Origin of the sequence: Pseudomonas sp. BJa3, from assembly GCF_026343815.1 — a bacterium.
GTDB lineage: Bacteria > Pseudomonadota > Gammaproteobacteria > Pseudomonadales > Pseudomonadaceae > Aquipseudomonas > Aquipseudomonas soli.
This window is the reverse complement of sequence record NZ_JAOXMC010000007.1, coordinates 65,559-90,535: the sequence shown is the minus strand read 5'-3', so window position 1 is coordinate 90,535 and position 24,977 is coordinate 65,559. Positions and strand designations below refer to the sequence as shown.

Annotated in this window: 23 protein-coding genes and 1 pseudogene; 8 read left to right on the top strand and 16 right to left on the bottom strand. The window is 58.8% G+C overall.

Annotated features, from left to right (window positions below; genetic code table 11):
* The first annotated feature begins 88 nt into the window (after positions 1 to 88).
* A complete protein-coding gene (locus OH705_RS10155) occupies positions 89 to 1,141 on the top strand; it encodes an NAD(P)/FAD-dependent oxidoreductase (protein ID WP_267302101.1) in 1,053 nt (350 codons plus the stop codon).
* Positions 1,142 to 1,161: 20 nt separating this feature from the next.
* On the opposite strand, the gene OH705_RS10150 is transcribed toward OH705_RS10155, so the two are convergent.
* The 5 genes from OH705_RS10150 to OH705_RS10130 form a co-directional block, all read right to left on the bottom strand.
* Positions 1,162 to 2,238 carry a hypothetical protein gene (locus OH705_RS10150; RefSeq protein ID WP_267302100.1) on the bottom strand — a complete coding sequence of 359 codons (1,077 nt, stop codon included), beginning with the start codon at positions 2,236 to 2,238 and terminating at the stop codon, positions 1,162 to 1,164.
* Between the two features lie 492 nt (positions 2,239 to 2,730).
* Positions 2,731 to 3,462, bottom strand: coding sequence for a hypothetical protein (locus OH705_RS10145; protein WP_046856331.1), 732 nt, complete (start codon positions 3,460 to 3,462; stop codon positions 2,731 to 2,733).
* A gap of 691 nt (positions 3,463 to 4,153) precedes the next feature.
* Entirely contained in the window at positions 4,154 to 5,959 is a 1,806-nt protein-coding gene (locus tag OH705_RS10140; RefSeq protein WP_267302099.1) for a hypothetical protein, read from the bottom strand.
* A complete protein-coding gene (locus OH705_RS10135) occupies positions 5,956 to 6,633 on the bottom strand; it encodes a hypothetical protein (protein ID WP_267302098.1) in 678 nt (225 codons plus the stop codon). The genes OH705_RS10140 and OH705_RS10135 overlap by 4 nt, the downstream gene beginning before the upstream one ends.
* Before the next feature lie 127 nt (positions 6,634 to 6,760).
* The gene (locus OH705_RS10130) at positions 6,761 to 7,834 is read right to left on the bottom strand and encodes a glycosyltransferase (RefSeq protein WP_267302097.1); all 1,074 of its coding nucleotides are present in this window, start codon (positions 7,832 to 7,834) and stop codon (positions 6,761 to 6,763) included.
* A 1,432-nt stretch (positions 7,835 to 9,266) separates the two neighbouring features.
* Here OH705_RS10130 and OH705_RS10125 point away from each other — a divergent pair.
* The gene (locus tag OH705_RS10125) at positions 9,267 to 10,220 is read left to right on the top strand and encodes a DUF2971 domain-containing protein (RefSeq protein ID WP_267302096.1); all 954 of its coding nucleotides are present in this window, start codon (positions 9,267 to 9,269) and stop codon (positions 10,218 to 10,220) included.
* A gap of 173 nt (positions 10,221 to 10,393) precedes the next feature.
* On the opposite strand, the gene umuC is transcribed toward OH705_RS10125, so the two are convergent.
* Positions 10,394 to 11,665, bottom strand: coding sequence for a translesion error-prone DNA polymerase V subunit UmuC (umuC, locus tag OH705_RS10120; RefSeq protein ID WP_267302095.1), 1,272 nt, complete (start codon positions 11,663 to 11,665; stop codon positions 10,394 to 10,396).
* On the bottom strand, positions 11,655 to 12,083 hold the full coding sequence (locus OH705_RS10115; RefSeq protein WP_050704511.1) for a LexA family protein: 429 nt from the start codon (positions 12,081 to 12,083) through the stop codon (positions 11,655 to 11,657). The genes umuC and OH705_RS10115 overlap by 11 nt, the downstream gene beginning before the upstream one ends.
* A 107-nt stretch (positions 12,084 to 12,190) precedes the next feature.
* Here OH705_RS10115 and OH705_RS10110 point away from each other — a divergent pair, with 107 nt between their 5' ends.
* Positions 12,191 to 12,892, top strand: a complete 702-nt coding sequence (locus tag OH705_RS10110) for an SOS response-associated peptidase family protein (RefSeq protein WP_267302227.1) — start codon at positions 12,191 to 12,193, stop codon at positions 12,890 to 12,892.
* A 180-nt stretch (positions 12,893 to 13,072) separates the two neighbouring features.
* Here the strand turns inward: OH705_RS10110 and OH705_RS10105 are convergent, their stop codons facing one another.
* Complete coding sequence (locus tag OH705_RS10105; RefSeq protein WP_323873488.1) at positions 13,073 to 13,492, bottom strand: hypothetical protein; 420 nt, start codon at positions 13,490 to 13,492, stop codon at positions 13,073 to 13,075.
* An 8-nt stretch (positions 13,493 to 13,500) separates the two neighbouring features.
* A complete protein-coding gene (locus OH705_RS10100) occupies positions 13,501 to 13,713 on the bottom strand; it encodes a hypothetical protein (protein WP_023629602.1) in 213 nt (70 codons plus the stop codon).
* Positions 13,714 to 13,886: 173 nt separating this feature from the next.
* Between OH705_RS10100 and chrA the strand changes: the two genes are divergently transcribed.
* Positions 13,887 to 15,092 (top strand): chromate efflux transporter, encoded by a 1,206-nt coding sequence (chrA, locus tag OH705_RS10095; RefSeq protein ID WP_181425866.1) that lies wholly within the window; start codon positions 13,887 to 13,889, stop codon positions 15,090 to 15,092.
* A gap of 125 nt (positions 15,093 to 15,217) precedes the next feature.
* Here chrA and OH705_RS10090 read toward each other — a convergent pair whose 3' ends face one another.
* The 4 genes and pseudogenes from OH705_RS10090 to OH705_RS10075 form a co-directional block, all read right to left on the bottom strand.
* Positions 15,218 to 15,916, bottom strand: coding sequence for an anti-sigma factor (locus tag OH705_RS10090; RefSeq protein WP_267302094.1), 699 nt, complete (start codon positions 15,914 to 15,916; stop codon positions 15,218 to 15,220).
* Entirely contained in the window at positions 15,913 to 16,461 is a 549-nt protein-coding gene (locus OH705_RS10085) for a sigma-70 family RNA polymerase sigma factor (protein ID WP_023629604.1), read from the bottom strand. The genes OH705_RS10090 and OH705_RS10085 overlap by 4 nt, the downstream gene beginning before the upstream one ends.
* Positions 16,462 to 16,563: 102 nt before the next feature.
* The gene (locus OH705_RS10080; protein ID WP_094010542.1) at positions 16,564 to 17,091 is read right to left on the bottom strand and encodes a DUF3455 domain-containing protein; all 528 of its coding nucleotides are present in this window, start codon (positions 17,089 to 17,091) and stop codon (positions 16,564 to 16,566) included.
* Between the two features lie 259 nt (positions 17,092 to 17,350).
* Positions 17,351 to 17,482: pseudogene (locus tag OH705_RS10075) on the bottom strand (site-specific integrase); the annotation flags it as partial.
* Between the two features lie 104 nt (positions 17,483 to 17,586).
* Here OH705_RS10075 and dusA point away from each other — a divergent pair.
* The 3 genes from dusA (at position 17,587) to OH705_RS10060 (ending at position 21,729) form a co-directional block, all read left to right on the top strand.
* Complete coding sequence (gene dusA / locus OH705_RS10070) at positions 17,587 to 18,597, top strand: tRNA dihydrouridine(20/20a) synthase DusA (protein ID WP_023629607.1); 1,011 nt, start codon at positions 17,587 to 17,589, stop codon at positions 18,595 to 18,597.
* 213 nt (positions 18,598 to 18,810) lie between these two features.
* Entirely contained in the window at positions 18,811 to 19,731 is a 921-nt protein-coding gene (gene tal, locus OH705_RS10065; RefSeq protein ID WP_038705759.1) for a transaldolase, read from the top strand.
* A 144-nt stretch (positions 19,732 to 19,875) separates the two neighbouring features.
* Positions 19,876 to 21,729 (top strand): alkaline phosphatase D family protein, encoded by a 1,854-nt coding sequence (locus OH705_RS10060; RefSeq protein WP_267302093.1) that lies wholly within the window; start codon positions 19,876 to 19,878, stop codon positions 21,727 to 21,729.
* A 103-nt stretch (positions 21,730 to 21,832) separates the two neighbouring features.
* Here OH705_RS10060 and rssC read toward each other — a convergent pair whose 3' ends face one another.
* Positions 21,833 to 22,315, bottom strand: coding sequence for an anti-sigma factor antagonist RssC (gene rssC, locus OH705_RS10055; RefSeq protein WP_023631332.1), 483 nt, complete (start codon positions 22,313 to 22,315; stop codon positions 21,833 to 21,835).
* The gene (gene rssB, locus OH705_RS10050) at positions 22,312 to 23,496 is read right to left on the bottom strand and encodes a two-component system response regulator RssB (RefSeq protein WP_023631333.1); all 1,185 of its coding nucleotides are present in this window, start codon (positions 23,494 to 23,496) and stop codon (positions 22,312 to 22,314) included. The genes rssC and rssB overlap by 4 nt, the downstream gene beginning before the upstream one ends.
* A 269-nt stretch (positions 23,497 to 23,765) precedes the next feature.
* On the opposite strand from rssB, the gene OH705_RS10045 reads away from it, so the two are divergent.
* A complete protein-coding gene (locus OH705_RS10045) occupies positions 23,766 to 24,065 on the top strand; it encodes a PilZ domain-containing protein (RefSeq protein ID WP_104444205.1) in 300 nt (99 codons plus the stop codon).
* A 145-nt stretch (positions 24,066 to 24,210) separates the two neighbouring features.
* Here OH705_RS10045 and OH705_RS10040 read toward each other — a convergent pair whose 3' ends face one another.
* The gene (locus tag OH705_RS10040) at positions 24,211 to 24,918 is read right to left on the bottom strand and encodes a VacJ family lipoprotein (RefSeq protein WP_023631335.1); all 708 of its coding nucleotides are present in this window, start codon (positions 24,916 to 24,918) and stop codon (positions 24,211 to 24,213) included.
* Between the last annotated feature and the right edge of the window lie 59 nt (positions 24,919 to 24,977).

Genomic DNA, 24,977 nt, shown 5'->3' with positions numbered 1-24,977 from the left:
TCCATTTATTATCGCCGTTTGCCCCTGTGGACCCAGGATTGCCAGGTACGGCCAGTGAAACATAGTCCCAAGGCGGTGACGGAGCACGATGAACAATATCCCGGGAATGAATGTGGTAGTGGTGGGGGCAGGTATCGTGGGGGCCTCCGTTGCCTACCACCTTTCCTGCCAAGGCGCGCAGGTGACCATCGTGGAGGCTGGCCATGTAGCGTCTGGCGTGACTTCCACTTCCTTTGCATGGATCAATACCACCTACAGTGACGCAGATCCTGCCGCCGCACTGCGGGCCGCAGCCGTATCGGACTATCGTCGCCTCGAAGCGCAACTGCCAGACTTACACATTCAATGGACCGGTTCGCTGACCTATGGCCTCCCGGAAGTAACGCCTGCCCCTGGGATATCAACGGTCTCGGGGGCTCAGATCCTCACCCTGGAACCTAATCTGAAACACCCTCCTGCCCAGGCCAACCATGCTCCAGAGGAAGGCGCGCTGAACGCAGTAGCGGCCACCTGGGCCTTGATCAAAGGCGCTCAAGCCCGAGGCGCCAGGTTGCTGGAGCAGACACAGGTGGAAGGGTTCACGGGTAGCGCAGATAAAGTCTCAGGTGTGAAAACCACCCACGGGGTAATCGACGCGGACCTGGTGGTGCTTGCGGCGGGAACGGGTACCACGCTATTGACGGACGTGTTGGGCTACTCACTTGCGCTCGAGGCCTCTCCTGCGATCTATATCCGCTACCACTCGCCGCCCCACCTTGTTCGAGGGATCATTTCCAACGCAGCCATGGAGGTGCGGCATGCTGATGACGGCAGCCTGTTGGCGGCAGAGGATTATCTGGACGATGCAGCAGACAACCAACCAGGCGCGATTGCGCTGAGAACCGCAGAGGCCATCAGAGCAGAGTTGCATGGCGCCGTTTCACTCGACATTGAAAAGGCGTGTGTGGGTTTCAGGCCGATACCCAGCGATGGTGCACCGCTGGTTGGTTATCTGCCAGGTATCAGCGGCATCTACGTCTGTGTCATGCATCCTGGTGTCACCCTGGCCGCCACCGTGGGCCGCCTCGTAAGCATGGAAATCGTCAGTGGCAAGCCATCGCCCGATTTGGAGCCGTGCAGGCTTGGTCGCTTCAGCCAGTGAATAGGGGACCTGTCCCCTGCCTATTGCAACTTGATACCTAGGCTCACTAATGCGGCCAACTCCAGTGGGTTAAACTGGTTGAGGTTGGTGCTACGATCCGTGATGCTACGATCACCAGTGACTTTGAACTGCATATTAATATCGGGCATGTCAAGTTTCGCGCGAAGTAAACTGATTAGCTTGTCAGCCACGACCTCAGCGCGGGCCAGACGGCAGAGGAGCTCATTGTCATCATCGGCCTCTCCCACTAGCATGATAGCCGCCCCCACAACCTCATGTACCCGCTGACCGAAATGACCTTCTAGTTGCTCAAGAATCTTGTATGCCTCGTCAGCACCCAATTTATTTACATGCTCCTGAAACCCTTCGATAATGAAGCAACTTTGCGCTTCAGCATCCATCACCAGCTTGGAATTACTGGCTTTTTCGAACCAACGGCTTTCCTGCTCGTGTATGAATGCCACCAGTCCACCCAGAAAAACGCTTGTATTTGGACGCTGGCTGGCCAAGTTCGCCAGTGCTGCCTTGATTGAAGGCTGATGAGAGTCAGTTTCATGAGTCAAGCTCAACGCGAGGGTTCGCACCAACTGCAAGTCCCCACGGGTCTTCACCATCATCTCAATTTCTTTAAAATTTGCACTACCCTTGATAATCGCACCTTGCAAGTTATTAACCTGCTCGGCCTTCAGGGTTACATCGAAGCGGTTGTGATCAACTTGTGAGGCAGTTGTGAGCAGACTTACTGCATCCAGCACCGTCTTGAAGCCATTGCCAAAACCACGAGCGAAAGGTGCTGCGTGGCCAATCGGTTCGGCGTGCTGCATGCGTCGATCCTCCGCCAGGCCCTGAGCATCACCACCTCGGCCGAGACGACTGAGCAACCATTGGAGTAACTCCTTCAGCGGCTCTGCTATGGATACATTCAGGTGGTGGAGCCCCCCCCTACCTGGGCTGTATTCGATTCGCTTGGCCAAACGATTGGCCTCTGGCGAGGTAGTGACCAATCGCACCTGCGCCTCAGCAACAGTACCGGAACGAGTCTGCTCGCTGATTTGGCTGGGCAGGTACTGGTAACTCTGATAACCATTGATCAGCATAGGTAACTCCTTGGTTTAACCTAGCCATCAATGTATGACCTTGGGCAACGCACAGGCTATCAATGCTGATCGGTTTGTTTTAGGCGGTGCCTGCTCCCACACCCTGTTCCCGAAAAGCGTCGATGTAGATCATCCACAATCAGATTTTACCCCTTCCTTGTAGTCCATTTCCCAAACATACTGCCGCCTGTTTTCCGTTGCGGCTGCTCTGTGGGCGCTCTAGTCTCGGCCTGTCGTTGCACATCAACGACACAGCTTTGACAGGCTGTAACGGTAGAATCACGCAGGCAGTCCCCGTTCAATGGTGGCTGTACGTGTGGGCACGCTTGCGTGCGCCGGAACTTTTGCGTGGTTTACCGCCCGTCTGTCAACCCACGTACAGCTGCCGCCTTTCTGTTTGACAGCAGGCTGGTGGTGGCACCAGGAAAATTACCGCCTAATAATAAAAGAGCCGCGCGGTGCGCGACTCTTTTATTTTAACTGATCGCCCTTCTAAAGTGACTGCAGAGAAATACTGGCGCTCGTAGAGTCTTGCTGACTATCAGCATCCATCCAGACCCACTGCGTGCCGTCGCCTTGCAAGTTATTACTGACACTTTGAATCTGAGTCGCAACAATGGTGACAGCGCCTTGTTCCGAAGCCGTAGGCCCAATATTGGTGACTTGACCAGACAGCAGGCCATTGGAGGTTTCATTAACAACAAACACAGTAGCAGCCGCTTCTCGGAACTGGCACGAGATAAACTGGGTAATTTTGCTAACGATGGTCAAATTCATCCATTTTGACGGAGGCACCGAATAATAGCGATTATATTTGTTGAACGGATACTGCTCACCATTAGCCTGCAGCTGATTATTGTTCAGCCCGCTTGTATTGGTCGGCATGCTGGTACTGCCCAGCCACAGCTCGACCTGTGCGATGCCACTGTTGCTGGGCAGCGAAACCGAAATGGTCTGGGTATCGGTACCCGAAACAAAGCCCAGTGAGGCCAAGCCGGCATTGGCAGTGGTACCTGGAACAGTAATGCGTGCAGGGGGTTGGCTATTGCTCCATACCACATTGACAGTGGCATTGTTGTCACTACCTGCAGAGTTATAGATGAAAATCCCGTAAATCTGGCCAGGGCGCAACGTCGTACAGGTAGCCGTATCACCCGGAGTCAAAGTAATCCGTTGGCCACCGTTCCAGTTTATTTGTGAGGCTGCGATAGCGAAGCTTTCCATGGGATAGTCCTTTAGTAGATGCAGCATGATATACGCGCGTACGTCCCTAACATCCGTTGCGCGTCTACGAGCTTAGTCATCACAAAAAAATATGCTACGGAGCAATTAGAACCTTTGGCGATTAGCGAATAGTGGCTAAAAGCCATTTATCTTTCAGCGCAAACCTGAACACCACCTATACTAAAGTGAGTACTGGAATAGTACTTTCTACAACAGGCTGACACCCATTAATTTTCAGCGCTCGTTGAAACACCAGACTATTTGGCTTTCACGATAGAAATATATGCGATAACGGTTGATCGTTTTATTCAGACTATCGTCCCGCCATAGATATCGCTTGGCGCTGTACGAAATCCCGAGAACGCCAATCGTCGTCCCTCGGGCGCTGAGATACTGTCAATTCCGTGCACGCCCTCACCTGGGCTGAAAAGCCTGCAGGATTAATCACGCCCGAGCGTAACGGGAGAAGAGCGGTTGGCAGATCTTCTGATATCTGACTGCTCAGAGGCGTGCGGGCAATCGGCCTGATCGTCTCGCATCTCGGGACATGTAACGAAGACCCCAGGCCTGCCCCTTGCTGACCAGGCACGTCGATCAGCAAGGGCGCAGAGAAGAATGGGCACCCAAAGAGTGCCGAGGAGGCGTCATTCCAATCCACCGCCCATTTTTCCATACACCTCGGAAAACGGCATCAAGGATTGGAAGTCGCCATTACTGCCGTTGGCAGATCTTCAACCGTCAATCCCCGAGTAATCAGGAATCCGTGTTTATCCTCACGGGCCAGGTAATCCGTACTTGCCAAAGAGGCACGTAGCAGCGGGTAGTTGAAGGAATCCGGCCCCATGAGAACACGGCTGCCCGGATGCTGCTTGATGGTGGCACTGAGACAGGCGATGTCCGGACAGAGCCGATGGCGCTTTTCCAAATCCGGCAGCAGGGCAATGAACTGGTAGTTGGTAATGATCAAGCCGTCGCCCAGATTATCGATATCGGTATAGGCCAAGTGGTTGACTGTAGGCCAGACAATTTCACGACGGGCTTCTTTGGCTGCCTCCAGATAGCGCGCCTCGCCCACTACCAACTGCAACAGGCCAGCGAAGACTACGGCGATAATCAGCCCCATGAGCTGCAATGTCGCACTGCCACGGGTACGTTGACGCCACAGGGCACTCTGCGCCGATCCAAAGGCTCTCTGTAGCGGCACCAGTTCGCGCATCAATGCACCCTCAAGGATGGACGCGCCGCAGATCGCAGACATACCCAGCAGCGCCATCAAGAACCAGCCGTTGCGTTCATCATAAGCGCAGCAGTTCGAATAGACGCCGAAGGCCACGGCCGAGCATACCAGGTAGATCAAACCGATCTGGTTGACCAGGCGCTTCGGGGTGAACACGTTGAATGCGGCCAAGGTCAGCATGAGGAACAGCGGGAAGCGCCCGAACATGCTAGTCACCAAGCTCCAGCCATGCTCATAGATCCCCCCCCCATCAGACGCCCGCGAGGTCAGACTCATGAGAAAACTGAGATTCCCCAAAGCGGTCGGCATCGAAGGCGCGGAGTAGAAGATGATCATGAACGTTGTAGGCGGTACGATAATCAGCAGCAACCGCGCCAAGTACCAGCTAAGCCCTTTAGATGAGCGCAAACCGATCAGGATCAGGCTCAATGCGATCGCGACCGCACCAATTGCACCCGGCTGTTTGGTAATAGCGCCGATACCAGCAAACAACGCGGCGCACAGGGTGTAGTGGTCGACCCGCTCGTCTTGACGACCAAAGCAGGTCGCCAAATACAACACCGTACCCGCGATCAGGGTGAGCATCATCACGATCGGGTCGGTGATGCCGGCCAATAGAGTCGGGTTGAGCATGAAAATGCCCCACACCAAGAGAAACACAAGCAGCGCCGCCAGCGGCCGGCGGGCATTGGCCAAAGAACCAATTTGCACAACCAGCAACAATGGGAAGACACACAGCAACAAACGGGTCATGACCCATACCATCGGGTTGGCCTGGGCCTTGTAAACAAGCGACCACAGCCCCGGCAGGAACAAAGGATAGGCGGCGGTGTATGGGGAATAGGCGTTGTCGAACAATTGCATGGCCCAATTGTTCCAGGAGGCATTGACGTCCCATCCGGAGAGAACAATTTCTCCGCCAAAGATTGGCTTGAGCGCTCCTAACGGACTCAACAGCAGGCCGAGCGACATGAATGCCAGCATCAGCATCAGCCCGCCAAAACTGAAGCCGACGCTGGCGTCGTTCCCCTTGAGAAAACGGCGCACGGTCACCAGGGCCACCAGTATCAGTATCGGCAACGACAGGTCGCCCAAGTTCAGCCAGTAGGATACGAATACCACCAGCCAGCTCAACCAAAGCGACCTGGCCACAGTCAACGTTGCCAAGCATGCGCCATCAATACGCCCCCTGATCGGCCAAATGTACCCGATCAGCAACATGAACAGCACGACCGCCAGGAAACCAAAAAATAGCGTCATTTGTTGTCTCCAGCGCCGACGTAGGGCACAAACTTGATGCTCGACAGCATCACGGATGCCTTGGGGTCGGCGTAGTTGAGGCTAAAAGCGATCTTCATGTAGTGGGCATTGGGTGGGATACGGTTCGGTCCCTGCCCGGTTGGTGAAAACACACCACTTAGACTAAGTCGCCCATTGGCACGGGTGATCATGTGATTCGCGGCCACGCCAAACATGTGCGATTGCGGGTCGAGGATGATGTTCTTGTGCTGGTCGTAGAACATCAAGCCGGCGTACGTGGAGGAGCCCTTGTCGTCAGCACCATCGGCGACAGCCATCAGATCAAAACTCATCTGGTAGCTCTGGCTGCTGTCGATGGGCAACAACTGACGGCTATAAAGGTCGTTAGGACCTACGAACAGCGCACCACTACGGTAGCCCTGACGGACCAAGAGCAACTGGTTTTGGAACAACTGTTCGGTGTCACGAGCGTCGCTATAGCGGGAGTAATTCACCGCATTGATGTCGAAGTTGTCCCACAATCCAAAGCGTATGGACAACTCTTGCCGATACAGGTAGCTCGCGCCGATGAAAAGCCACAGCACCAGTAATGCCGCGATCACGCGAAAAGTGCGCACAGGCAATTGTGCTTCGTTGCCCGCTGAGGAAAGGGGCGCTTGATTGATCCGATTCATGTCTGACTCGCAAAAGCAGGGTAGAGGCGGCGACTTAGAATGGAAGCCGCTGGCCGAAGGCCAAAGCATCAGGGATGAGATGCTTTGGCCTGGCCTGGCCTGGCCTGGGCTGGTGGGCTGAAAGGAATTACCGAGTTGTTTCGGTACTTGGCAACACAGGTACCACAGACGTGCCCGCAGTGGCCGGCTTGAAGATAACGGCTTTTTGTACGAAGAAATTGAAGAAGAACAGGCTTAGTGTACCGACGATATAGGTCAGCACCTTCGGCATTTCGAACTGTTCTTTGGCCAGATCGATTAACGGTGCCAGAATTGAGATGTTCAGGAGCACCAAAAGGAGGTACTTTATGAAGGTTCTGACAGTGTCCCCTCCCACCTTGTATATAAAGCTTCGGGCAAGATAGAAGTAGCCCAGGGTACCAACAGTACGGGCCACGACCACAGACAGCAGGGTGGAGCCTGTCAACGAATCGAGTAGATGGAACGTCAGAAAGTCCATCAGGGCGAGGAGCAACGAGACCATGCCCCCACGCAATAGCACGGCATAGATCTTGGCGGAATCCTGCAGTTTACGGAAGTGTGAAGACGGGTTGCCCGGCTCATAGACAGTTTGAATCACGACTTCCTGCAGTTTGTTCCTGCGCGCGAAGAGAATCAATGCCGCCAGTTCGAAGTCATATCTGTCCTTGGGGATACCCAAGAGATCCTCATAAAAAGCTGAAGGAATGAATCGCAAGCCCGTCTGGGTGTCATTAACGCGCTTTCCGTGCACCAAGTGGAAGATCCGGATAGTCAATTCGTTGCCGAACTTGGAGCGCAGCGGCGTGGTCTTGTCAAACACTCGGCGCCCCAGGATCACTGAATCGTCGGCCTCAATGCCGGCCGCCATTACCCGGAGAATATCTACTGGCAGGTGCTGACCGTCGGCGTCAGCGGTTACCACGAAGGGCATTCCTCGATCACGTGCGATCGCGATGCCGGTTTTCAATGCCCCGCCCTTTCCCTTGTTTTCAGGATGGGTCACAACCTCGACACCCAGTGCCTCCAGATCGGCAAACACCTGGAGCGCACCTTCCCGACGGGAACCGTCATTGATGATGAGCAGCGGCACGTTCTGCTGGGTGGCGCGCATCATCTCAGTTAGTTCATTTACTAGCTTGACTAGGGTTCCATCAGGTTCGTACGCAGGAATCAAGATCACGACAAAAATCCGTATTTTAGGTCGAGGGCGGCGAATTCTATAGCCGAACGAAAGTGCCGTCAATCGGAAATGGACTAAAAAAATGAACTTAAAAAAGAAAACGATGTCGCCTCGACAGAAAAATTTAAGCTATTGATTTTACAGATAAAAACCAGAGCAATAATCAGCACCCCAACATCTCACAGTGATGAAAAAACCTCGAGCATGGACGCTCCCAGACAGAAGACCAGGCCACGGCACTTCTATCGACACATAAATGTTTACCCCAACCAACCTCGCTACTTTCAGTCGTGAAACGCGCCCTTATGTCCCCTGAAAAAAGCCAACAATAAAAATTCTGGCATAATCTGGAACTGCTCCAGATACAAAACACAATTAGCCCTCTTGACCGAATCGCTTGACGCCAATACATTCAGAATCAAATAGCACCAAAATAAGCAGGAAGACTATTTCATGAGACAAGACCAACAAACATCACCCTACTTGCCAAGCAAGTCCTATTATCGCCATATCTCATGGCAGCTGAATGTTACAGAGATTGACTTAACTGCGCCCAGCCAAGCAGTCCGAGATCGTTGACTTAGGCACTGAGCTAACACTGCACTGCGACCATCGCAGCGAAGCTTTCCGCCAGCTTGCGCTTGGTATGTACGAAGTATGTCTCAAAGGCCAGACAAGGCGAAACGGGGGAGGAAGCGGAGTGTCGGAGTACATGAGCATCCCGAGCCCCGCTTCAACACAGTATGGGTGACTGTGGATGTACAGAACCTATGAGGTGCAACCGCTTGAACACCTTGTTGTAGGCCTTCTGGTGTTGCCAGCCTCGCGGCTGAAGGCCTGCTTTCCTGATAGACTGCGAGCCCTTCCTATGAGATGCGGATCTGGGCGGTGAGGCCCGATGCCCCATCCTTGCACTTGCGCTGCGTGATGACTCCCTTGGATCTGCCACACGGCTGATTCGGGTTGCTACATTGTGGTAATGGGCATGAGGGGAGGAATAAGCAGAAACGATAGCAAACCGCATCAAATGAAAGATTCGAAAATGCAGCAGGCACAGACAGAAAACACCGGCAAACCAGCAGATACGGTAGTTAGGAGGTTTTCTGTCGCACCGATGATGGATTGGGCTAACTTTTCTTACAGGCCTTGAGCTACGTAGGCTGCAATGCAAATAGCTGAATAGCGTACCAATTTTTTACCACTCTCCATTCTCCGCTAACAGCCTACGGCTCCCAAACATCGGAGCTCGCAAACCGCTTAAGCTGACTAGACAAGAGCGGGTTAGATGGCACTGATCATCCAGGAGCGCGAGCGACGGCAGCACACCACGCTGTACGCACACCCGCTTCTTTCCTTTTTCTCCATCGACTATCATGCTGCGTAAGCAACAGATCACGCTTATACATCACTCAAACCTGAACGTGAGCTCCTCATGGAAGAAAGCAAAAAACTCTATAAGTATATGGGCCCGGATATTGCCGACAGATTTCTACTGGCAGACCACAAATGCACCCTAAAGTTATCTTACCTAAAAGATTACAACGATCCGTTTGAATTCTTCTTGACGATCGACTATAACCAAGAGCCCGAAATCCTCGCATACTACAAAGAAATAATCGCCATGGTAACTCATCAGCCAGTTACCTGCTTTTCCAAGTCCCCATTGATCACCCCTCTTTGGGCTCACTACGCTTCAAACTCACAAGGCTTCGTTGCTGAGATAGACGAGGCCGCACTCAATGAGTGGCTCGAGTCCCAGGAGAGCGAGTCGAGCTTTGGCGACATTGATTATCAAGATACGCCTCACGACGGCATGCAAGACATGCTCCTGCGTGCATACGTAGTCAGCAAGCCAAGACATGTTGGCTGGCTATGGCAGGCGATCGGCAGCGCAGCGTATTTCACAAAGCAAACCTGCTGGGGTTACGAGCAAGAGCGACGCTTGATCGCTGACGAAAAAACAGCTGTGAAAATAAATGAGCATTTAACGCTCCTCCACTTCCCGGCAAGTTGCGTAACCTCAATAATCGTAGGGGCGAAAGCTTCTACCGAAACAAAAGCAAAACTAAAAGAAGTTGCAACATCCATAGGATGCAAGTACTTCGAAAAACACATTGGAAGAAGCTCAACAACTCCATTTTTATTAGACTCCGAAAACAATACCCATATATTCAACGGTAATGAAATCACATCAACTCAAGATCGATGCATGCATTGCAAAGAGCCGACCCACTCCGAATCAGAAGCGTGTGCATGGTGCATGATTGACGATAACGACGTAAAGAATGCGGCAAACAGAAATACATTCCGCATGCTGAATAATGCAGGAATTCTCGAAAACTACTTGGACAACTTCATACAAATAGGGAAAAATTTCCGCAAATAGCATTCAACACCCCCCGGTTGTGCTGGAGTATTGACGAGAAAATGCGCCCAAACCCCATACGCAAAGGGCTTGGGCGCATTTCTCTACTGCCGGTGAAGAGTCCAAAGGGCATAGAGGGGCATGGAATGGCGCTCGGTTTGCCCCATTTTTGCCCCATGATCTGGCCTGCCTTTCTACCGGACTCGCCATAGCTGATCGATCCGCGTGGTGTACGAATGACTCATCATCTCACGCCGCATCCCCCAGTCAGGGGTGTCGGGGACGCTGGCCGTACGCATCGTCCCTCGGCCGTACTTGCCATTGATTTCGTCCAGCATCGACATCAGTCGATCGCAAGCCGCCGGCTGCGTCACAGCGAACAGATCATCGCTGAATTCCCCCGGCTGCCGCAGATCCATCAGCAGAACCTCGGCCTTGCTATAGCGGAAGCCCGAGCGGTAGACCTGCCCCACCGCTTCGGTGGCGGCCCTGGTGAGCAGCAGCGTATCGTTGGTTGGGTATGGCAGCTCGACCAAGGCGCCCCTGGCATACTTGGCTTCGTCCGGATTGAACATCCCCGTGCGGATGCTGACTCGCATGCGCTTGCATACCGATCCCTGGTCGCGCAGCTTCTCCGCTGCTCGCGCCGTGTAGGTGGCCACCGCCTGCTTGATAGGTGCCAGCTCCGTCAGCCGCTTGCCAAACATCCGGCTGCAGCAGATCTCCTGCTTCGGCGGGTCAGCCTCATCCAACTCGAGACAGGGTGTGCCGGCGAGCTCACGCGCGGTCTTCTCGACCACCACGCTGAATTTGTCGCGCAACATCTGCGGATCTGCCTTCGCCAAGTCCATGGCCGTTCGGATGCCCATCGCCTCTAGGTGCGCCGTCATCCGCCGACCAATCCCCCATACCTCTTTCACCTCAGTATTGCGCAGCACCCAATCGCGCTTGAAATCGTCAGTGATATCGACCACTCCGCCCGTATGCGCCTGCAGGCGCTTCGCCGTGTGGTTGGCGAGTTTCGCCAGAGTCTTGGTGCGGGCGATCCCGACCCCGACGGGGATGCCGGTACAGCGCAGCACCTTGGCACGCACATCCCGGCCGAACTGGGTCAGGCTCCCCTGCACGCCGGTCAGATCAGCGAAACATTCGTCGATCGAGTAGACCTCGGCCGCAGGCACCATCGACTCGATCAGCGACATGACCCGCTCGCTCATGTCGCCATACAGCGCATAGTTGGACGAGAACGCCACGATGCCATGGTGCCGCAGCTTCTCCTTGGCCTGGAAATAGGGCTCGCCCATCTTCACGTAGGGCTTAGCGTCGTATGACCGGGCGATCACACAGCCGTCGTTGTTGCTCAGCACCACGATGGGCGTCTTGGCCAGATCCGGGCGAAACACACGCTCGCAGCTCGCATAGAACGAGTTGCAGTCGATCAGCGCGAACACCTGGTCACTGGGCATGATCGCGCACGCTGTAGCGAACTACGCCCCAGATGACCAGGTCGTCGCCCTCCATGACGTGCCGCGGTGGGTAGGCGGGATTCTCCGATTGCAGGATCAACACACCGTCACGCCGGTACAGGCGCTTGCACACGGGCTCGGCGTTGATCGCGGCGATCACGATGTCGCCGTGCTCGGCCTCCTTGCTGCGGTCTACGATAAGAAGATCGCCCGAGAAGATCCCGGCCCCCTGCATGCTGTCGCCCTCCACCTGCACCAGGTACACGTGCGGGGCACGCAGGTCGAACAGCTCGTCGAGGGAGATATGCCGCTCCAGATGATCTGCCGCCGGCGAAGGGAACCCGGCCGGCACACGGAACGAATACACCGGCAGCAGCGCAGGGCCGCCCGTCGGCGCGCCCAGGAAGGTGATGGTCATGGCAGATCAACTCAAATGAATAGCTGTATATTCATACAGTAAACTGTCAGACCGTTCCTACGTCAATGCGCGGACGCGAGGCAGCCGACAAACGAGCGAGGTGTGGTATGTGCGGGAGGTATTCGATCTACGAGAGCATGGACGACTACCTGCGGCAGTTGGCTCTCGATCTGGTGGTCATCAACGGGTACGACCATGAGCGGATCAACCGGTACAACGTGGCGCCCTCTACCCGTGTAGAGCTGATAAGGCCAGTGCCTGGAGGGTTGAGCGTCGATCGGGTGAAGTGGGGATGGTCGCCGTTCTGGGCGAAGGGGAAGCGGCCCGACCCGATCAATGCGCGGGCCGAGACGGTGATGACGGGGAAGTTCTTCAAATCGCTTTGGCCGAATGGCCGAGCCTTGGCGCCGGCCAATGGCTGGTTCGAGTGGATACCCGATCCTGCGGACCCCAAGCGCAAGCAGCCCTACTACATCCAGGCTGCGGACGAGGCCCCTCTGCTCTTCGCGGCGCTGGCAGAAGTCCACGCCGGCATCGAGCCAGACGAGCGCGACGGTTTCGTGATCATCACCGCGGCAGCTGACCAAGGTCTCGTCGACATCCACGACCGTAAGCCGTTGGTCCTAAATCCTGCGTTGGCACGCGAATGGATCGACCCTGCCACCTCGGAGGAACGCGCCGCCGAAATCGTCCAGGCCGGTTGCCGCCCGGCAAGCGACTTCAAGTGGCACCCCGTGGACAAACAAGTGGGCAACGTGCGCAACGAAGGCGAAGCGTTGGTCCACAGCGTGGAAGCCAAAAAGCAGTGAATGTGCTGTCTGAATAGCAAAAGCCCAGCACGAAGCCAGGCTTGGCCTGACAACCCGTTCATCCAGGCCTGCGCGCCGGGACCTCGGGATCAGTGCTGCCCTGCGCTCTCGGATTGGCACGCATCGCGGCCTCCCTCGGAAGGCATTGCGAGATACCGCACCTGTTTGGAGAAAGACGGCTCATGGGCTCGGTCGATGTTCTGTCGCGCCATCAGTCGCCTTGGGGCCAGGCTTCGCAAAGGACGCGGCGATATCCCGTGCCAGCGCGACACCCCATGACATCGCGGTGGTCATGGATTGACCTGGCCTCGCCTTGTGCGCTTCCTCGTGGAGGCAAGCACCGTCCGGCCCATAGATGCCAATGAACAGTTCAGTGGCACCCACACGGGAAAGCCGGACCTGAACATCGATGGTCAACCCGAATTCGAGCACTTCAGTATGTGTACGACTGTGCAGCTTGGCATCCGCCCAATCCCAGAAGGTCTTGCCCCTCGATCTCATGACGTTCTCCGCTGGCATGAGATCCAAGTAAGGCACATAAAGCGAAGCGACCCTATGCCAGCCATCAGGACGGTCGGACAGTTGCGCCAGCTGATACATCGGGACAATCAATCAGGGAAAAAACGCATTGCCCGGTGAAGCTCGTTGATTGCATCACCAATATGCTCTTCATCCACCCAACGCCCGCGAGTGCCGGTGAGAAGGCCGCCAATGGCATGAAGCCGCAGATCGTTGGGAGGAATCCCCCTGACCGCTCCGGCAGCCAGTAACGCAAACACCACCTGTTCCAGTGCCGCTATTCGTTTCGCTTCGTCATCCATCACGTTCCCCCTCTGTCAGCCCTCAACAGTTCGGTCACTTTGCCAAGGGAAAGAGCGATCGATATGACCAGTGGCACGAAATACCGGGGTGCGTTGCAGCGCCAGCCCAAAAATCCCATTTTCCCCCTCTTCAATTATCATCTGCCCGCAGCTTTGATGATGAGTCGATACACATGTCCGATGCCATCCCAACCGACCGTAGCCCCTGGGCAGTGTTCTTGGTTTTTTTGCGCCTGGGGCTGACCTCCTTCGGCGGCCCGATTGCCCATTTGGGTTACTTCCGGGATGAACTGGTGGTGCGTCGACAGTGGCTGAGCGAGCGTTGCTATGCGGACTTGGTCGCCCTTTGCCAGTTTCTTCCGGGTCCGGCCAGTAGTCAGGTTGGTATCGCGGTTGGGCTGATACGTGCAGGCTATGGTGGTGCACTGGCTGCATGGGTGGGGTTTACCTTACCTTCGGCGGTCGCCCTTGTTCTGTTCGCGCTCGGCATCGCCAACCAGGGTGATGCCCTGCCTGCCGGGGTACTGCACGGTTTGCACGTAGTGGCGGTGGCGGTCGTGGCCCAGGCAGTGTGGGGTATGGCCCGCCATCTATGCCCGGATACGCCGCGGATCACCCTCATGGCAGTTGCGGCCTGCCTCATGCTGCTGATGCCTTACGCCTTGGCGCAAGTAGCGGTGATAGGCCTGGCGGCAGTCACGGGGCTGCTGCTGTTCAAGCCGCAGCCAAGTGGAGTGCATGAAGCACTCACCACGGGCCTGGGGCGTCGCGCGGGTCTTTTCTGGCTTGCCCTGTTCTTTGCATTGCTGCTTGGCCTGCCTTTCTTGGCAGGCCGGTTAAACTCCCAGTCACTGTCGATGATCGATTCCTTCTACCGCGCCGGCTCGCTGGTTTTTGGTGGTGGGCATGTCGTGCTGCCACTTTTGCAAGCGGAAGTTGTGCCTCCTGGCTGGGTTGATAATGATGTGTTCCTGGCTGGCTATGGGGCCGCCCAGGCTGTGCCAGGGCCGCTATTCACCTTCGCGGCCTTCCTCGGCGCCTCTATGCAGCAGGCACCCAATGGTTGGACAGGAGGCCTGATCTGCCTGCTGGCGATTTTCGCGCCTTCATTTTTCCTGGTGGTGGGCGCCTTGCCGTTCTGGCAGCATTTGCGCTGCAATGCCCGAGCCCAAGCGGCACTGCTGGGCATCAATGCTGCTGTCGTAGGTCTGTTGCTTGCCGCGCTGTATCAGCCGGTGTGGACGAGCGCAATCCACGCGCCGCAGGACGTTGGCCTGGCCTTGATGGCACTGGTTGCCTTGATGCTCTGGAAGTTGCCGGCGTGGTTGGTTGTGCTCGCCAGCGGGGTACTGGGGGCGCTGTTGGAAAACGCGCTGTGACGCCATGGTATGCTGCTGGCGGTCTTTATCAGTGCCTGGGCATTGATCATTTCAACAGGCGAGAACACGTCAGTACCGCGCAGGTGAAGACCTTGCGCAGCACTTTCAAGCGGTTATCCAGATGCTCATATCACCTTTACCGCGCGGCCAATGAACCTCACGGGCCCCGTCGGTAGCCCGGTAGGCGAGCCGCCGGATTTCTCCAATGTCAGCTCGAACAACTGGTTGGCCTCCAACGGGGGCAGGCGCTGTATCGGAACACGATAGGGTTCACCGGGTTTGACCAGCCCCAGCGACACCGGTGCTCGCCACTGCTCACCCTTGGTCCAGAACTGCAGGGCCATGCCTTCGGGGACGGCATCCTCGCCCAACGGAATCAGCTCGATCATGCGGCTGTCGCTGGTCTGCACCACCCAGCCGGGTGCCTGGTTGCCCGGCGCCACGAGAACCACCACGAATTGCGTGGTGGCCGGCGGCGCCGTCAACAACGCAAACGCCAGCAGTATGCTTGCAGCCAGCCCTGCAGCACTCAGTGCTTGCAACAGGCCGAGACGTTGCCACCAATGGGTTCGCTGCTGTTTCGAAGGCGTGGCCAGCTCGTTCAGGCTGCGCTGGATACGGCCCCATAGCCGGGCACTCGGTGGCTGGGGCGCAGCCAGCGCGGTCAGCTCCAGCAGACGTTCCTCCCAAGCATCCACCGCGGCACGCAGGGACGGGTCGACGCTCAGGCGCTCGGTCATCGCGGCGTGTTGCTCCGGTGACAACGTCCCCAGCACGAACTCGCCGGCAAGGGTGTCCAACGCTTCGGCAGTATCCGGCTTCATTCCAGGCACTCCCGCAGCGCCTTCAGGCTGCGCTTGATCCAAGCCTTGACGGTGCCTAACGGCGCACCCAGCAGGCCGGCTATTTCGGCGTGGCTGCAGCCGTCCACATAGGCGTGCAAGATGCAGCGCTGTGGCGTGGGCTGCAATTGTTCGAGGCAACGGTAGATTTTTGCCGAGCCTGACCAGAGGTCAATGTCATCGCCCCCTGCCGGCAATGCTGCCGAGCTATCGATGTCGGCGTCGTCCAGCACGGTTTCACGGCGGCTGTCGCGTATTGCATTGAGCGCCAGATGGCGAGTGATGCTGTAGATCCAGCCGCGAGCCGAGCCACGCGCCGGGTCAAAGCTGGCAGCACGGGTCCAGATGCGGATGAACGCATCGTGGACGATGTCCTCGGCGGTGGCATCGTCACGCACGATGCGCCGGGCAACGCCGAGCAGGCGCGCACCTTCCTGATCGTAGAGTGCCTGCAGGGCTCGCCGGTCGCCCAGTGCACACGCCTCCAGGCAGCGTTGGAAGTCCAAAGGGGTGACAGACGCATTCAACGTTTGCGGCTTCCTTGTGTGAGGCAAGGGACCCCGGCCATCCAGCCGGGGGCTTGCCATCGAGCGTAGATCATCAACGGCGGAGTGTCGGCCACGGGCGCGTCACTTGGCTGTCCAGAACACGTAGTCTGCCTGGTACTGCACGACCTGTTTGGCACCTTTGTTCTGCGTCGTGCAGTCGCTTGCCGGCGCCACGCCACCACGGGTTGCCAGGCGCTGGATATAGCTGACCCCTTGCATGGCGCCTTTGCCTTCGGCCGGGTTGGCCTTGACCAGCTGATAGGGGATGGCGCCTTTCTCCGCCTGGGCTACCGCCAGCTGCGTACCGGTGACTTTCGAGCCGTCCTTGGCTTGCCAAGTGGCGGGAGGGCCGAAGTAATCGCCTACCTGTTTGCCGGCGCGGTCATTGAGCACGGCCTTGGGGCCAACGAAAGTCCATTCGGTCTGGCCAGGCGCGGAGGCCTTGTCGCGGCATTCGTAGGTGATCTCGCCGACGCCGACAGTCTCGAGCATGACGCGATGGCCATCGGGGACCTTGACTGCCTCTGGCAGCGCAGATTGGGCGTGGGCTGGCTGCAGCGCAAGGATGAGGCTGCAAGCGAGCAGCATAGCGGAGAACTTGGGGCTCATGAGGTGTGCTCCTGACAGGTCATTGGCTGGGCAGTCACAGGCTGCCCATTAGTACTACCCACCAGCGATAGAACTGGATGCACGGCAGGGGAAAAATTGGTTTTGCCCGTGGTACGCCGAGCGCCAGCGATACATCAATGTGCACTCATCCTGGCCGAATCCATGAGCGGCTGCCGCTTCATCGTTCCAAAGGGGCCGGGTTGGCTCTGCCTGGCTCGCACCTGGCGTCGCCCAATTCGATCTCTCGTCGCTTCGCTCAGGCTTGAGCTGCCTGCTGGCGGGCGAAGGTCTGACACTCTTGGTAGACTAGGGCTCCTTTTTTCTTGAGGCGGATCCGGACGGTATGGATGACCGTTCCATCGGCCTTTTTCCTTGCTCTGATCGTTGCCATGTTTTCCGTTGGTACAAGCGTGAGTGGCGGTGGCAAATCGTACGCCATCACACCCAGAACGCCCGAAAAACCCCGGAAAATGGTACAAAACCGTGTAGACCAGAATGTCCCTAGAATCCGCTTCAACGCCATACACCACGCGCCCCGAGCCATCCCGCCGCTTCTCCGTGGCACCGATGATGGACTGGACAGACCGCCACTGCCGCTTCTTCCTGCGCCTGCTCTCAAGGCACGCCCTGCTCTACACCGAAATGGTCACCACCGGCGCGCTGCTGCACAACGACGCCCAGCGCTTCCTGCGCCACGACGTGTCCGAGCACCCGTTGGCCCTGCAACTGGGCGGCAGCGTGCCAGCGGACCTGGCCGCCTGTGCGCGCCTGGCCGAGGATGCCGGCTATGACGAGGTCAATCTCAACGTCGGCTGCCCCAGCGACCGGGTGCAGAACAACATGATCGGCGCCTGCCTGATGGGCCATCCGGCGCTGGTGGCCGATTGCGTCAAGGCCATGCAGGACGCAGTCAGCATTCCAGTCACGGTCAAGCACCGCATCGGCATCAACGGCCGCGACAGCTACGCCGAGCTGTGCGACTTCGTCGGCCAGGTGCGCGACGCCGGCTGCCGCAGTTTCACCGTGCATGCGCGCATCGCCATCCTCGAAGGCCTGTCGCCCAAGGAAAACCGCGAAATCCCGCCACTGCGCTATGACGTGGCGGCGCAGTTGAAGGCCGACTTCCCGGACCTGGAACTAGTGCTCAATGGCGGCATCAAGACCCTCGACGAATGCCGCACTCACCTGCAGACCTTCGATGGCGTGATGCTGGGACGCGAGGCGTACCACAACCCGTACCTGCTGGCCGAGGTCGACCAGCAGCTGTTCGGCAGCGCGGCGCCGGTGGTCAGCCGCGCAGAGGCCATTGCAAAGCTGCGCCCGTATATCGTCGCGCATATGCAAAGCGGCGGTGCGATGCATCACATCACCCGGCATATCCTCGGGCTGGGCCAGGGCTTCCCGGGGGCGCGGCGCTTCCGCCAGCTGCTGTCGGCGGACATTCACAAGGCCAGCGAGCCGCTGAAGGTGCTGGACCAGGCCGCCGAGCTGCTGCAGGGGCGCTGAGGGAACCTGCGGCGGGGTTGGCACTCGAAGGCAATGCCTTTTGCCGCAGCCCCGGTGTGAGCCGGGGCTGCTTTGCAGCCTGATGCGGGCAAGCGTGCGCCTATAGAAGGATCGCGTTGCCTGCGAAGGCTTTCCCGATACGCCTGCGACGGGCCTTGAGTGGCTGTCGGGGCTCGGGTAATGTCGAGTCATTGCACAGGACAGAGCACGCCCATGACCTCCAAGCTGGAACAACTCAAGCAGTTCACCACCGTGGTCGCCGACACCGGCGACCTGGATGCCATCACCCGCCTCAAACCGGTCGACGCCACCACCAACCCGTCGCTGCTGCTCAAGGCCGCGGCCATTGCCGGCTACGCCGACCTGCTCAAGCAGGTCAAGGCCGATGCAAAGGGCAATGTCGACCTGGCCTGCGACAAGTTCGCGGTGTCGGTGGGCTCGGGCATTCTCAAGGTCATTCCGGGGCGGATCTCCACCGAAGTGGACGCGCGGCTGTCGTTCGACGAGCCGGCGCTGCTGAAAAAGGCCCGTCAGTTGATCGAGCTGTATGAAGCAGCCGGTGTGCCCAAAGACCGCGTGCTGATCAAGCTGGCCTCCACCTGGGAAGGCATCCGCGCCGCCGAGAAACTTGAGAAGGAAGGCATCCAGACCAACCTCACCCTGCTGTTCTCCTTCGCCCAGGCCCAGGCCTGCGCCGATGCCGGGGTGTTCCTGATCTCGCCGTTCGTGGGGCGTATCTACGACTGGTACAAGAAGAGCACCGGCAAGGAGTACGTCGGCGCCGAGGACCCGGGCGTGGTATCGGTCACGCGCATCTACGACTACTACAAGACCAATGGCTACAACACCGTGGTCATGGGCGCGAGCTTCCGCAATATCGGCCAGATCGAACAACTGGCCGGCTGCGATCGCCTGACCATCAGCCCCGAGCTGCTGCAGCAGCTGGCGGACGACCAAGGCGATCTGCCGCGCATCCTCAAGCCGGGCAATGCCGGCGAAGCCAGGCAGCAGTTGAACGAGAGCCAGTTCCGCTGGGCAATGAACGAGGACGCCATGGCCACCGAGAAGCTGGCCGAAGGCATCCGCCAGTTCGCCCGCGACCAGGAGAAGCTGGAAGCGCTGATGGCTGGCTGACAAAGCCTGATACATCTTCGGCTTGATCGACGGGCGGTTAATGCAGAGCATTTCCGCCCGTTTTCGTTGGGGCCGCATTCCCCATAACCAGTGGGAGCGGGCTTGCCCCGCGATAGCGTCATACCAGACAAAACCGAGCCATAGATGATCCCCAGCACTACCCTCCCCCTTGTCCTTGCCGGCCCGGTACTGCGCCGCCTGGAGCCGCAGCGTCTGGCGATCTGGCTGGTCGGTTCGCAACCGCTGCAAGCCGAATTTGTCCTGGAACAGGCCGGCATCAGCGCCACCGCGCATTGCGAAGTGATCGCGGTCGGCACGCACGCCTTCATCCACCTGCTGGATATCCACTTCGAACAGCCGCTACCCAGCGACGTGGCGCTCGAGTACGACCTGCGCCTGGCCAACGGCCAGGGCATCGCCGACTGGGCCCCGCACCTGCTCTACCCCGGCGCCAGTCACCCCAGCTTCGTGCTGCGCGAGCGCCTCGACCAGGTGCTCCACGGCTCATGCCGCAAGCCCCATCATCCGGCTGCCGACGGCCTGTTGTGCGCCGACCGCCTGCTGGCCGCCGGCCCGCGCCCCGAGGAGCGCCCCGCCGTGTTGCTGATGAGCGGCGACCAGGTGTATGCCGACGATGTCGCCGGCCCGATGCTGCGCGCCATCCACGGGTTGATCGAGCGTCTGGGCCTGTTCGACGAGGCGCTGGACGGCGCCCTGGTCGACAGCGGCGCCGCGCTCTACCAGCACCCGGCCTGCTATTACCACCGCGCCGACCTGCTGCCGGCCCAGGAAGGCAACGAAACCCTGCGTGAGCGCTTCTTCGGCGGCAAGCGCAAGCCGATCTTCTCCTCCAGCAACGCCGACAACCACCTGGTGACCTTCGCCGAAGTCATGGCCATGTACCTGCTGGTCTGGTCGCCGCTGCCGTGGTCCCTGGTGGGCATGCAGATGCCATCCGGCCTCACCGACAAGCGCCAGGCCCGCTACCGCCAAGAGCGGCCGCTGATCGAGGCCTTCCGCGACGGCCTCGGCCAGGTGGCGCGGGTCATGGCCCACCTGCCCTGCCTGATGATCTTCGACGACCACGACATCACCGACGACTGGAACCTGTCGGCGCAATGGGAACAGACCGCCTACGGCCATCCGTTCTCGCGGCGGATCATCGGCAACGCGCTGCTCGGCTACCTGCTGTGCCAGGGCTGGGGCAACGACCCGGACGGCTGCGCGGCGCTGGTCCAACAGTGCCGCCAGTTGCATGAGGCGCGGGATGAACTGATCGGCGAACTGCTGCGCTTCCAGGGCTGGCAATACGCGCTGCCGAGCAACCCGACGCTGCTGGTGCTGGACACCCGCACCCGGCGCTGGCGCAGCGAAAGCAACCTGGCCAAGCCTTCGGGCCTGCTCGATTGGGAGGCGCTGAGTGAACTGCAGCAGGCGCTGCTCGATCACCCCTCGGCGATCATCGTGTCGCCGGCGCCGATCTTCGGGGTCAAGCTGATCGAAACCGTGCAACGGGTGTTCAGCGCCCTGGGCTACCCGTTGCTGGTCGATGCCGAGAACTGGATGGCGCACCGCGGCGCGGCGCAGGTGGTGCTCAATATCTTCCGCCACTCGCGCACGCCTGGGCATTACGTGGTGCTGTCGGGCGACGTGCACTACTCATTCGTCTACGAAGTGCTGATCCGCCATCGCCAGCGCAGCCCGCACTTGTGGCAGGTGACCAGCAGCGGGATCAAGAACGAGTTCCCCCGGCGCCTGCTGGATGTGCTCGACCGGCTCAACCGCTGGCTGTATTCGCCGCGCTCGCCGCTCAACTGGTTTACCAAGCGTCGCCAGATGGAAGTGGTGCCGCGTACACCCAGCCGGAGCAAGGCCGGGGAACGGCTGTGGAACAGCGCGGGGCTGGGGCAGGTGTTCTTCGATGACCAGGGGCGGCCGGCGCGGGTGTATCAGTTGAATGCCGATGGTTCGCCAGCTACGGCGTTCATCAAGGACTGAAGCCATCACGGGGGAAGCCCGCTCGCACAAAGCCCCCTCGCACTGCCTGTGGGTGGGCTGAGTGGGAGCGGCGGTGCGCCGATGCGACTTGCCCCGCGATAGATCAGGATCTTTCCAGCGCGCTCACCAGGTCATGGAACGCTTCGCGGTTGGAGTCGTTCAAGCCCATGAGGATCTTGTGCGCCTCCAGCACCTTGGAGCGCACCACGCTCTCGTCCTGGTCCTGGGAAGGCAGGTCGGTCAGGCACTCCGGGCACGGCACCGGGCGGTCGACGATGTTGAACACCTGGTCGAAGCCCATGGACTGCAGCAGCCGGGAAATGTCCGGGTTGGTGGTGACCACGGTCGGCAGCAGGCCGACCTTCTGCCGGGACAGGATCGACAGCTTGGCCAGCAGGCCCAGGGTGGTGCTGTCGATGCTTTCGGTTTCGGTCAGGTCGATGACGATGGCCGAGAAGTTCAGCGCGGTGAAGATCTTCTCGATCGTCGCATCCAGTGCCGAACACAGGGTCAGGCGCACTTCACCGACAAATTTCAGAACGAAGGTCCCGCTTTGTTCGGCAAACTGGATTCTACCAGTACTCATTCAAGGTTCCTGCTCAACACCAATAGGGCGATATCATCCGGCATCTCCCCAAGCGTAGCCAATTCGAATCGTTGGCGCAGCCCGTCCAGGCTACCACCCGCTGCCTTGACGATCTCCGGCAAGGCCGCTTCCTTATCTTTGAGTGTGTCCCCGGGCAAAAGGTCCAGAATGCCGTCGGACATCAGGGTGAGGCTGAACTGCGCTGGCAGCTCCAGCACCAGGTCCTGGTAGCTGGCCTCGTCGAACAACCCCACCGGCAGGCCGCGGCCTTCCAGGTAACGGGCTTGCCCGGGGGTATACAGCACCGGCAGCGGCAAGTGGCCGCCGACGCTGTAGGTGAGCAGGCCGGTGTCCTCGTCGATGACCCCACCGACCATGGTCACATGCTTGCCCAGCTTGCAGTTGATCAAGCCACGGTTGATGTGGCTGAGTACCTGCGAAGGCTTGAACTCGCGCATCTTGCCGCCACGCTTGAATTCGAACAGCAAGCGCGTGGTCATGAACTTCAGCAGCACCGTGACGAACGCCGACGAGGCACCGTGGCCGGATACGTCCGCCAGGTAGAAGGCAATGCGCCGGTCGTCCACCCGGAAGTAGTCGGCGAAGTCGCCCGACAGGTACAGCGACGGGATGATCTGGTGCTCGAAGGCGAAATCGCCGGCCACCCAGGGGTTTTCCGGCAGCATGTTCATCTGCACCTGGCGGCCGGCAGTCTGGTCCTCCTGCAGCAGGTGCAGGCTGGCCTCCAATTCGCGGTTGGCGGCTTCGAGCTTCTCCCGGTAGCGCTGGTTCTCAAGCACCAGGCGCGAGCGGTCGAGCGCGCGGCGCACCGAGTGCTCGAGCACGGCCAGGTCTTCGAGGGGCTTGATCAGGTAGTCCGCCGCGCCCAGGCGCAAGGCTTCGACCGCGTCGCTCATTACGCCGGCACCGGACACCACGATCACCGGCAACTGCGGCGCGCGCTCGCTGATCCGGCGGATCAGTTCGAGGCCGCCCATCTGCGGCATGCGCAGATCGCAGATCACGAGGTCGGGCTGGTGTGCTTCGAAGACCTGGAGGCCCTGCTGGCCGTTGCCGGCCTGGAGGACGCTGAAGCCGCTGTCTTCCAGATAGGCGGCGAGGCTGGCACGGACCACCTCGTCGTCATCGATGATCAGCAGCGTTGCACTGGGTTTCTGCATGTGGGCGAACGGCGCCAGATTTGGGTTGGCGTAGCGGCTGTGGAGGACCGACAGACAGCTACTGGAATGCTCTCTAGCCACTCTCTATCTGAGTTGTAGGACAAGAAGACTGGTCCGGCAAATAGTGAGGTGCCCTGTAAGGCGCTGACGGTACTCCCATCCGCCTGGCGTTTCAAGCATGGGCAGGTAGACTTCCCTGCACTTTACAGGGCAAATCACCCGGCGTTATAAGAATGTGGAGCAACGCAACCTGACGAAAGGATGCAAGCATGTCCCAGCCACCCGTGGATTACAGCGAAAAACGTGATTTCATTCGCATGCGTATTGAAGCCGAGGTCCAGCTGCTGCAGGCCGACCAGGTGATCAGCGCTGTGTGCATCGACCTCTCAAGCACAGGCATGCAGGTGCAGGCGCCGCAGCGGTTCCAGGTGGGTGACCACCTGGAGGTACGCATCGACTCGGACCACACGGCCCTCGCCGGGCTGCATGCCAGCACCGAAGTGGTGTGGATCGCCGACCAGCCAGGCGGTGCGCAGCGCTTCGGCTTGCGCATCCTGGCGATGCATTGAACCGTTACATATTCGCGTAATGCAAAAGGGGCCGCCCTGCGACCCATCGCCGGCAAGCCGGCCCTCACAGAGTTATGCGATCCCCTGTGGGAGCCGGCTTGCCGGCGATGGGCTGCAAAGCAGCCCCATTACCTGACCGAAGCGGTCAGAAGTCGTCTTCGACCTGGCCGTCCTTGACCTTGAACTCGCGGTTCTGCAAGTAGGCATTGCGCAGGAAGATGTACTTGTCGCCTTGGATCAGCTTCTCCGCCGACAGCAGGCTGGCGCGGGTATCGATCACGTCCAGGGCGAAGATCGAATTGCGCGTCGGCACATGGTCGATATAGCGATAGGGTTCGGTGTAGGTGTCCGGGTACTTGGCCAGGCCGTCGCGTACGGTGCTTGGGCCAAGGAACGGGATGACCACATATGGCCCGCTGGGCACGCCCCAGTAGCCAAGGGTCTGGCCGAAGTCTTCATCGTTGCGCTGCAGGCCCATCTTGGTGCCGACGTCAAAGAAGCCACCCAGGCCGAAAGTGGTGTTGACGATCAGGCGCGCCGTATCGATGCCCGCCGCCCGAGGCTTGAGCTGCAACACGTTGTTGGCCAGGTTGGTGACGTCGCCCAGGTTGCGGAAGACATTGTGGATGCCATCCTCAAGGAACTGCGGGGTGATGAACTGATAACCCTGGGCCAACGGCTTGAGGGCATAGGTATCGAGAACGTCGTTGAACTTGAAGATCGGTCGGTTGACCGACTCCCACGGATCTTCCTCGGTGGCCGCCTGGGTTGCTGCCACGGGCGCCAGCAGCAAGCTGGCGCAGACACAGGCCTGGGTGACTCGCTCGATCACTCCGGCACCGAACCTACGCATAGATGTTTCTCCATCGGATTTCACGGCGGCAGCGGCGATTGGCACGCTGCTCGATAGGG